Source organism: Kitasatospora sp. NPDC001132, from assembly GCF_053598415.1.
Genome location: NZ_JBSFKF010000001.1, coordinates 138,065 through 145,088 on the forward strand (window position 1 = coordinate 138,065; position 7,024 = coordinate 145,088).

Consider the following 7,024-nt stretch of genomic DNA (forward strand, 5'->3'; position numbering starts at 1 on the left):
GCTGGTCCTCACCGTGGCAAATTTTGCGGGCGGTTGTCCAGAAGAGCCGGACGGGCAGGGGTGGTTCGGCTGGTCGGTGTGGTTCCTCGGGCGGGCGTCGTGCGGGCGATCGGGATGGGTCCGGCAGGCCGGCGGCGCCCGGTGGTCCGGCGGGCCGGGGGCGCCCGGTGGTTCGGCGGGCCAGGGCGTCCGGTGGTTCAGCGGGTCGGAGTGGGGACGCCGCCGCCGTCGACGTACTCGACCCGGACACCGGGCAGGCTCCGGGACCAGGCCTTGGCGAGCGGGGCGATCCGGGCGGCGGGGAGCGGGGCGGGGCCGAGGCCGATCGGGAGGTGGACGCGGCTGTCGGCGGTCCGGTACGGGTGCGGCCAGGCGTGCAGCCGGGTGGCCCCGGCCTCCTCCAGGGTGGTCAGCAGGGCGCGGATGCGGCCCCGGACCAGGCCGAGTGACTCCTCGTCGGTGTCGACCACGGCCCAGGCGGCGTGCCGGCGGTGCAGCGGGGGCGCGGCGAGCAGGGCCGGCCAGGGGGTTTCGGCGGCCGCACCGGCGGCTGCCTCACCGGCCTCGGCGGCCTCGGTGGTCAGTTCCCAGGCGAGGTAGAGCTCCTCGGCGAGCAGGTCGCGCAGCTCCGCGCCGACCTGGGTGGTGCAGCTGCGGACCGGGGCGGAGGGGGTGAGGACGGTGAGCGGGCCCGAGGAGGGAGGCGTCGGGTGGCCGGTGAGGGCGACGGGCCGGCGCCAGTCCCAGCTCGCCCAGGTCTCGGTGAAGCGCGGGAAGAGGTCGTCCTCGGGGTCGTCGGCCGCGTCCAGGACGGTCCGCGCGGCCAGCACCGACCAGGCGAGCGAAGGCAGTTGACCGAAGGGCGCGGAGTCCAGGCCGCGCGCCCGGGCCCAGGCCTTGACCTGGCGCGCCAACCGGACGAAGCGGGCGTGGCGGTCGCCGAGCGCCGTGAGGATCGCCTCGGCGTCCGTGACCGCGCTCAGCGCGACGGCCTCGGCCTCGCCCAGATCGGCACGGCGGTCGACGGCTAGGGCCGGATCGAGCGCGCCGGTGAAGACCACCACGAGGTCGACCGACAGGCCGTCGGCGGCCAGCCGGAGCCCCGGCACCCGGGCGCCGCGCACCTCGCGCAGCCCCCGGGCCCGCGGCAGCGCGGCCGCCACCCGGGCGCGGACGGCGGGCAGGTCGGCGGCACCGGGCAGCGCGACCACCAGGTCCAGGTCCCCTCCGTCGAGCTGGCAGCCCAGCCGCCGGGAGCCGACCGTGTGCACCACGCCCTCCGGCAGGGCCGCCGCGACGCGTCGGGCCAACGCCCGGGCGGTGTCGGTGTGTCGGGCCGACTCCGGGGCGGGCGAGGCGATCGGCTGCTCGGGCACCGTCCGCACCTCGCCCGTCCCCAGCGAGACCACCGCGCGCGGGCGCATCGGCTCGGCGCCCCGACGGGAGAGCACCACCAGCTCGCCCACCCGGGCCGGGACCGCGGTGAGCCGGGCCGCGCAGTCGGCGGCCGCGCGCTGCGGGTCCGCGCTGCGCCCGAGGGTCAGATGCGGGGTGAAGCCCTCCGCCCGGCCGCGGCAGCGGGGGAAGCGCCGCTCCAGCGCGTGCCGCAGCGCCGCCCACGGGGCGGGGGACGCGGCGGCCGGGTCCAGCCAGACGGTGGCGTCCTCGCGGTGCCCGAAGGTGTGCACGCCCTCCAGCCGCGCGGTGAACGGCGCCACCTCGGAGACCGCCGCGCCCAGCAGCGGCAGGGCGCGGTCGAACTCGGCCTCCGGGACGAAGCCGAACAGCAGGTTGACGTGCGGGGGCCAGCGGCGCAGCTGCGGGTCGTACGCCTCGCGCAGCCGCTGGATCGGCGGCCACAGCTCCTCGGGCGGCAGCCAGGCGACGGCGGTGCGGACGGTGGACGCGGCGTCCAGGACGCCCGGTGGGCGGCCGCCGGAGCCCTCGCCGTCGAGCATGAGGTCGACGGCCACGCCGTAGTGGTCGGAGGGGAGGAGCCCGTCCTCGGCCGGGCGGTCGCCGAGCAGGACGGCGGCGGTGGCGCGGGTGCCGTCGCCGCGGTGCAGGACGCGGTCCAGGCGGCCCGGCCGGCCGGTCAGCGAGGAGACCGCGGCGAGCGGGTTGGCCGTCGGGTCGAAGGTCGGGGTGTCGTCGGCGGGCCCGCGCACCTCGGTCCAGGCGTCCCGCAGGCCGAGCGCGGCGGCCGGTCCCGACGCGTCGGAGCGGGCGTCGTTGAAGTCCCCGAGCAGCAGCAGCTCGCCCTCGACCCCGGCCAAGCCCTCGGCCAGTCGGGCGAGTTCGGCCCGGCGCCGGCCGGCTCCGTCCGGTGAGTGGTCGCTGCTGAGGTGGACGGCGGCGACGGTCAGCGGTCCGCCGGCGGTCCGTACCGAGAGGGCGGTGACGGCCTTGTGCGGGCCCAGCGTGTGCCGTCCGGCCGCCAGCACCGGCAGCCGGCTGAGCAGCAGCAGGCCGTGGTCGTCGACCTCAGGTCCCATCGGGTCGGTGCCCAGGGTGTACCCGGCGCGGACCCAGGGCGCCGCCAGCAGCAGCGTGACCAGGGCGGGCTCGACCTCCTGGAGGGCGATGACGTCGGCGTCGGCGGCCGCCAGCGCGGCGAGCAGCAGGGGCCTGCGGCGGGCGGTGGCGATGCGGTCGGTGTCGTAGCGGTCCCAGAGGGTGTTCCAGGTGACCACGCGCAGGCCGGGGGCGGTCGGGGCCCGCGGACCGGCCTCCGCGGGCCGCCAGCCGCCGTCCGGGTGCCAGGCGTACGGGGTGGTCGCGGTGAAGAAGGGCGCGGGCAGCCGGGGCGGGTCGGTGCGGCGCCCGGCCTCGGTGCGGTCGAGCAGGTCGACGCCCGAGGCGCGGTCCCAGACCCGTACGCCGTCCGCCTCGACCCAGTGCACCCGGTGCCAGGGGATCTCGCCGGAGGCGGTGAAGGCCTCCAGCGGGACGCGCTCGGTGCGGTCGTCGCGCTGGCGCACGCCCAGGGTGAACCGGGCCGGGTCGAAGCGGGCGTCCCAGCGGATGCGCTGGCAGATCTGTTCGATGGGGCGCATCAGTCCTCCTGCTCGTCGAGCGTGCCCGCCGTGTCCTCCACCGTGCCACCGGGGCCGAGGTACCAGGTGCGGTGCGCCTGGCCGGGGTACGGCGGGCCGTAGCGGTGCAGCTGCGAGGCGAGCACCTCGGCGGGCACCGGGTGCGGCCGGACGGCGTTGCGGCGCAGCAGCTCCTCCGCGCCGACCACCGGCACGACCTGGGTGACCAGGGCGTCGCGGCGTTGGGCGACGGCGTGGACGAGGGAGCGCTGCTGTCGGTTGAGCGAGGTGGCGTCCCAGACGGCAGTGGGCCCGGTGGGGTCGCCGGGAACCAGGGCGGCCTCCAGTCGGGCCAGCCCGGCGCGCAGCACCTCGGCGTTGTCGCGCTGGTCGGCGCGCGATCCCCGGGCGGCACGCAGGTCGTCCAGGCTGATCCGGGCGGCGACGCCGCCGAGCCCGGCGGCGAAGCTGCTCTTGCCGCTGCCGGAGGGGCCGCAGAGGTGGACCAGCCGGGGGAAGCGGCCGTCGCGCCAGCGCCAGGTGGCCGCCACGGCCTCCTCGGCGGTGGCGATCCTTCCCAGGGCGTACGCCTCGCGAGCCTGGGCCCAGCAGCGGTCGGCGGCGTCGCGGTCCAGGCCGGCCAGCGCCTCGCGCAGGCCGGCCCGCAGCGGGGCGAGCGGGGCCTGGTCGAGCAGCCCGGCGTCCTCGGCGTACAGCGCCGACCAGGCGACCAGCTCGCGCTCCGCCCGGCCGGGGGCGGCGGTCGCGGCGACGGCGTGCAGCACCCCGAGGTCGGCAGCGGCGGAGAGCCTGACCAGCCCGGCGCGGCGCTCCTCGTCCGGGTAGGGCCGCTGGAGGGCCGGGTGCAGCCCGACCAGGTCGGCGACCCGCCGGGCCAGCGGCAGGCCGAGTGGCCCGGCCAGCCGAGGGGCCAGCGACTGGCGGGGGGCGGTGCGCAGCGCGGTGGCGAGCACGCCGGCCAGCCGGGCGTCGCCGCCCCGGCCGAGTTCGTCCAGCCGGGCCGATACCTGGGCCAACTCCTCGGGTGGGCAGGTGAGTTCAGGGAGCTCCAGGGCGGCTGCGAGGGCGGGGGGTTCGGGCAGCGCGCCGGACCGTACGGCCCAGAGCGCGGCGCCAGGGCCGAGCCCGTTCTCCACCACCGCGGCGTGCATCCAGTGGGTGTCGGTGCGCACGTGCCGCGGGCGCACCCACTTGGCGACCCGCTCGCCGAACTCGGCCCGGGGGAAGCCCCGGACGGTCCGCACCACGTACCCCTCCTGGCGGTCGAGGTCCAACCGCAGGGCGCGCAGGGCCCGTTCGTCGTAGCGACCGCGCCACAGCACCCGGGGGGTGGGGATGCCGAGGCGGCGCAGGAAGCGGACGGTGTCGTCCCAGTCCAGGCAATGGTCCCCGCCGTCGGGCCCGCCTGTCCCGCCCGTCGTGCCGCCCGTTCCGCCTGTCCCGCCTGTCCCGCCCGTCCAGACCGAGAAGCCGTAGAACCAGCTCTCCAGGTCGGTGTACGGGATCGAGTGCCGGGCGAACAGGTTCTCGCCGCAGATCCGCCAGCCGTCCGGGATGCGCGGGGCGATCCGGCCCTGGAGGCCCTTCACCCAGGCGCGGGAGGGGTGGTGGGCGGAGTCCAGCGAGCGGGCGTGCAGGCCGTCGCGGTAGAGGGTGGTGTTCTCGCCGTCCAGCTTCTCGGTGACGACGACCTCGGCGCCGGCCAGCGCGGACAGGTCCCCGGTCCGTACGTCGTCCGCCGCGGCGCCCGGTGACCAGGGCAGATGCGGCGTCCGGGGGTAGTGCACACGCATGTCCGGCTCCCTGGGCGTTCTTGATCCGGCGGACACTGTAGGAGCGGTCGCGAGGCCCGGGCCACCGATTAACCGGGGGGCCTCCGGTCGCAGGGGAGAGCCCGGCGGTACGCCATCGGCCACACCCAGGACATGCTCGTCATCCGCCGCGCCGCCCGCCCCTGACCCGCAGCCCGGGGGGCCGTCCCCGGTTGAACCGCCGCACACCCGTCGACGATGCCCTCGCACATTTCCGGACCTGCCCGCCCGCTCAGGGTGGAGGCCGCTCCGCCCGAGCGGCGGGGTCCGTCCGGCGCGGCGGGTCCGACCAGCGGCTGAGCCGGTTACGTCGCGGGCAGGACGCGTCGGCACCGGCCGTGAACCCAACGTGGCGTCATGTCGACAACTCCCCGGTGGCGGAACGCCGCCCGGTTCGCCGTACCCATGGCCGCCCTCCTCTCGCTGGCCGGCCCGCAGACCGCGTCGGCCGTCTCCCCGGCCGCCGGACCGCCGCCCTCCGCCGCGGCCTCTTGGGCTTCGCCGGGCTCATCAGCCCTGTCGGCCTCGCCCGCCGGCGCGGCGGCCGAGGTGCGGGTGCCCGCGCCCACCACGCGCCGCCCGATCGGCGCCACCTCGGTCCACCTGGTGGACACCGGCCGGCCCGACCCCTGGCGGCCGGACGCCGCCACCCGCGAACTGATGGCCACCCTCTGGTACCCGGCGCAGTCCGTGCGCGGCGAGCAACTGCCGTACCTCTCCCCGGAGATGTCCACCGCCCAGTACGGCACCCCGGACCTCGCCGCCGTGCGCACGGGGGTCAGGGCCCGCACGGGGGTCAGGGCCCGCACGGGGGTCAGGGCCCGCACGGTGCCGGCGCCCGGGCGGCACCCGCTGGTCGTGCTCTCGCCCGGCTTCGGCTACGACCGCTCCTCGCTCACCGCCCTCGCCGAGGACCTCGCGGCCCGGGGCTACGCGGTGGCCGCACTGGACCACACCTACGAGACGGCCCTGCAGTTCCCCGACGGGCGGATCGAGGCCTGCCTGATCTGCGACAAGGTGGACGACCGGCTGGCGGCCGAGGTGATCCGCAGCCGGGCGAAGGACATCGGCTTCCTGATCGACCGATTGACCGCGCCCGGGCCCGGCCTGGTCCGAGGCCTGCGGATCGACCGCGACCGGATCGGCGCGGCCGGCCACTCCATCGGCGGCGCGAGCGCCGTCGAGGCGATGCGCCAGGACGGACGGATCCGCGCCGCCGCCAACCTGGACGGCGACTTCTTCGTCCCGCTCCCGGTCGACGGCCTCTCCCGCCCGGTGCTGCTGCTGGGCGCGCAGCGCCACGCCGGCCAGTCCCCGACGGCGAACTGGGACGAGGCCTGGCGGCACCTGACCGGCTGGAAGCGCTGGCTGGACCTGCCGGAGGCCGGACGCCTGTCGTTCTGCGACGTGCACTGGCTGGTGGACGCCCTCGGCATCCGCGACCGACTGCCGCCCGAGGGCCTCGCGGAGCAGTACGGCAGCATCAAGGGCGACCGCGCGCTCGCCGCCACCCGGGCCTACCTCGGCGCGTTCTTCGACCGGCACCTGCTCGACGGCCCGGGCCGGCTGCTGGACGGGCCCTCGGCGGCCCATCCGGAGGTCCGCTTCGCCAAGTAGGCCCGCCGGCTCGGCGGATCCGTCCCGTTCTGCCCTGGTTCGCCCCGGTGCGCTCCGGCCCGCCCCGGGGGCCGGGGCGTCCTCGGCGAACGATTCCGGTCAAGATCGAGCCGGTCTCCGCCGGTCGTGTCCGGAGACGAACGTTCGGACGGGCGAAGAAGATCCGAACTCTTGCCCCGGTCGAATTAGTCATCTTAACTAGGCACCCATGGCCGTAGATCCACTGCGGTTCGTCATCGCCGGCCTCACCGGCATCCCTGTGCGCTGCCCCGGTTCGCCCATGCCCCGACGGGTGCCGACCACCCGTCATCCCAGAGCCCGGTGCGCGGTCGAAGCGGTCTGACCGGGCACCGATCGAGGCGATCCCTCCGTACCGCCGGGTCATCGACCCGCTGCCGCCACGCACCGCCGCCCCCACTGCGCCGTCGATCCCTGCAGTGACCCTCCCCTGGAAAGGTCCGGCTTTGTCGCAGACGCACCAGCCCCACGGCACCACCACCGACCAGGTGGACGCGCCTCCCGCGCGACAGGGCGGCGACC

Annotated in this window: 3 protein-coding genes; 1 reads left to right on the top strand and 2 read right to left on the bottom strand. The window is 77.0% G+C overall.

The features are described 5' to 3' along the window. Positions 1-197: 197 nt before the first annotated feature. Both ACWDBE_RS00625 and ACWDBE_RS00630 read right to left on the bottom strand, forming a co-directional pair. Complete coding sequence (locus ACWDBE_RS00625) at positions 198-3,056, bottom strand: RNA repair domain-containing protein (protein WP_449806674.1); 2,859 nt, start codon at positions 3,054-3,056, stop codon at positions 198-200. Next, on the bottom strand, positions 3,056-4,849 hold the full coding sequence (locus ACWDBE_RS00630) for an RNA ligase family protein (protein WP_449806675.1): 1,794 nt from the start codon (positions 4,847-4,849) through the stop codon (positions 3,056-3,058). The genes ACWDBE_RS00625 and ACWDBE_RS00630 overlap by 1 nt, the downstream gene beginning before the upstream one ends. A gap of 375 nt (positions 4,850-5,224) precedes the next feature. On the opposite strand from ACWDBE_RS00630, the gene ACWDBE_RS00635 reads away from it, so the two are divergent. Then, the gene (locus ACWDBE_RS00635) at positions 5,225-6,484 is read left to right on the top strand and encodes an alpha/beta hydrolase family protein (protein WP_449806676.1); all 1,260 of its coding nucleotides are present in this window, start codon (positions 5,225-5,227) and stop codon (positions 6,482-6,484) included. Positions 6,485-7,024 lie beyond the last annotated feature (540 nt).

Excerpts from the sequence above, each read along its gene's own strand:
- ACWDBE_RS00625 (WP_449806674.1), bottom strand. The coding sequence starts at position 3,056 with ATGCGCCCCATCGAACAGATCTGCCAGCGCATCCGCTGGGACGCCCGC.
- ACWDBE_RS00630 (WP_449806675.1), bottom strand. The coding sequence starts at position 4,849 with ATGCGTGTGCACTACCCCCGGACGCCGCATCTGCCCTGGTCACCGGGC.
- ACWDBE_RS00635 (WP_449806676.1), top strand. The coding sequence starts at position 5,225 with ATGTCGACAACTCCCCGGTGGCGGAACGCCGCCCGGTTCGCCGTACCC.